Raw genomic sequence first — 2,488 nt, forward strand, 5'->3', positions numbered from 1 at the left:
AGTTCAACGGCCAGACTCGCGAGGTCATCACCCGCAACGGCCCCGACGGCGCGGTGGTGTCCAAGACCATCAGCGAGCCCTGGAAGAAGGAGACCGCCGAGCGCGAGTACTCCTGGGGCACCCTCCAAGCCCACATCATCAAGACCAAGTCCAGCGAGACCTACACCGCTCTGGGCAAGGACGGCGCGGACGGCTGGCGCACCACCCGCACCACCAACACATTCGACGAGCACGGATACGTCGTCGAGACCCACGACGAGAGCGACATCAACGACGCGTCGGATGACCGGTGCACGCTGACCACCTACAACCGCAACACCGATGCCTGGATCATGAAGACGGTCTCGCGGGTGCAGACGCTCGACGTGGCCTGCGCCGATGCCGACACCGCCGACAAGCCCGCCGATGTGATCAGCGACGTGCGCACGCACTTCGACGGTAAGCCCTATGGGGACGCGCCCACCGCGGGCCTGCCCACCACCACCGAGCGTGTCGACGACTATGCGGACGGCAAGCCGCAGTACCAGATGACCGGGGAGACGACCTACGACTCCTACGGGCGTGCGCTCACCTCGACCGACGCGCTCGGCAACACGACGACCACCGAGTACGCCTCCGACGTGGCGGGCGGCACTCCGACCACCACCACGGTGACGAACGCGCTCGGACACACCAAGAAGACCGAGCACGACCTGCGCGGGAACCCCGTCGCCGAGATCGACGCCAACGGCAACCGCGCGGATCTCACCTATGACGCCTTCGGGCGGCTCACCCAGGTCTGGCTGCCGGACCGGCCCAAGGCCAACAATCCCCGCCCGAGCATGGCCTTCGAGTACCACGTGGCCAAGGACGCGCCCGCCGCGGTGGTCACCAAGACCCTCAACGCCGACGCTGACTACGTCACCTCGTACGAGATCTACGACGGCCTGCTGCGCAAGCGCCAGACGCAGTCGCCGGCGACCGGCGGAGGGCGCCGGATCACCGATGTGTTCCACGACAGCCGCGGCAACACCGTGATCGAGCGCGACACGTACTACAACGAACAGGAGCCCTCCGGGGACCTGTTCATCGTCAACAACCACGACGAGATCCCCCGGCAGACCGAGACCAAGTACGACGGCGCCGGCCGCGCGACCGCCTCGGTGCACGTCGCCCGTGGCGAGGAGCAGTGGCGCACCAGCACCGAGTACTTGGGGGACCGCACCCTCGTCACCGAGCCCGAGGGCGGCACAGGCACCACCACCATCACCGATGCGCGCGGCCGCACGACCGAGAAGCGGACCCACCACGGCCGCGAGCCGGTCGGGGAGTACGACGCAACCACCTACACCCACGCCAAGAACGACGAGGTCGCCACGATCACCGACCCCGGCGGCAACACCTGGGAGTACACCTACGACCTCGCGGGCCGGAAGGTCGAGGAGACCGACCCCGACACCGGGCGGACCACCTTCACCTACGACGCCGCCGACCGGCTGGTGACCACCACGGACGCGCGGGGGCGGACCCTCTACACCGGTTATGACGCGCTGGGCCGGGAGACCGAGCGGCGCGACGACGGCCCCGACGGTGCGCTGCGCGCGGAGTGGACCTACGACACCGTTGCCAAGGGGCAGCAGACCTCTTCGACCCGCTACGTCGACGGGAACGCCTACACCACGAAGATCCTCGGCTATGACCGTATGAACCGAGTCCGGGCCAGGGACGTCACCATCCCGGAGAGCGAGGAAGGGCTGGCGGGCACGTATCGGTACCTGTACGCCTACAACCCGGACGGGAGTCTGCGTTCGACGCGGATGCCGGCGGCAGGCGGTCTGTCCATGGAGGTCGTCCAGCCGGGATATGACGACATCGGTCAGGCCGACATGCTCACCGGGTCGTCCACCATCGTCCAGGAGGCGTTGTACTCCAAGACCGGCGACCTGCTTCAGCGTGCGTTCGACCGTGGCACGAGCGGATCAGAGTCGACCTGGGTGACCCGTGTCTACGACGAGGCGACCGACCGACTGGCGAAGGCCAGCATGGTCCACGAGGGCGGGGCGGGGTCGCTGACCACGCAGTTCTACGACTACAACGACGCGGGCAATATCCTGTCCATCCGCGATGAGCCCACCGACAAGGAACGGCCTTCGGATGTGCAGTGCTTCCAGTACGACCACCTGCAGCGCCTGACCGAGGCCTGGACTCCGAACGCCACGGGCGAGAGCGCCTGTTCTCAGGCCCCGAGCACCGACACTCTCGGCGGCGCGGCGCCCTACTGGGATTCCTACACCTACGACGAGTCCGGGAACCGGGTCAGCGAGACCAAGCGCACCCCGGGCGGGACGACTGACCGCGCTTACACCGGGACGGCGGAGAGCGGCGGCCCGGGACACGGTGTGGCGCGGGTCGACCAGAGCGGCCATGAGGGCGAGAGCGTCTCGACGTACGAGTACGACGAGGCGGGCAACATGGTGCGCCGCAACTCCGAGGACGGTGACCAGGAGCT

Annotated in this window: 1 pseudogene; it reads left to right on the forward strand. The window is 68.0% G+C overall.

Annotated elements, in window-relative coordinates:
• Nucleotides 1-2,488 (forward strand): annotated as a pseudogene (locus tag D476_RS0119365) (type IV secretion protein Rhs); the annotation flags it as partial.

The sequence above is a fragment of the Nocardiopsis chromatogenes YIM 90109 genome (assembly GCF_000341185.1).
GTDB lineage: Bacteria > Actinomycetota > Actinomycetes > Streptosporangiales > Streptosporangiaceae > Nocardiopsis_A > Nocardiopsis_A chromatogenes.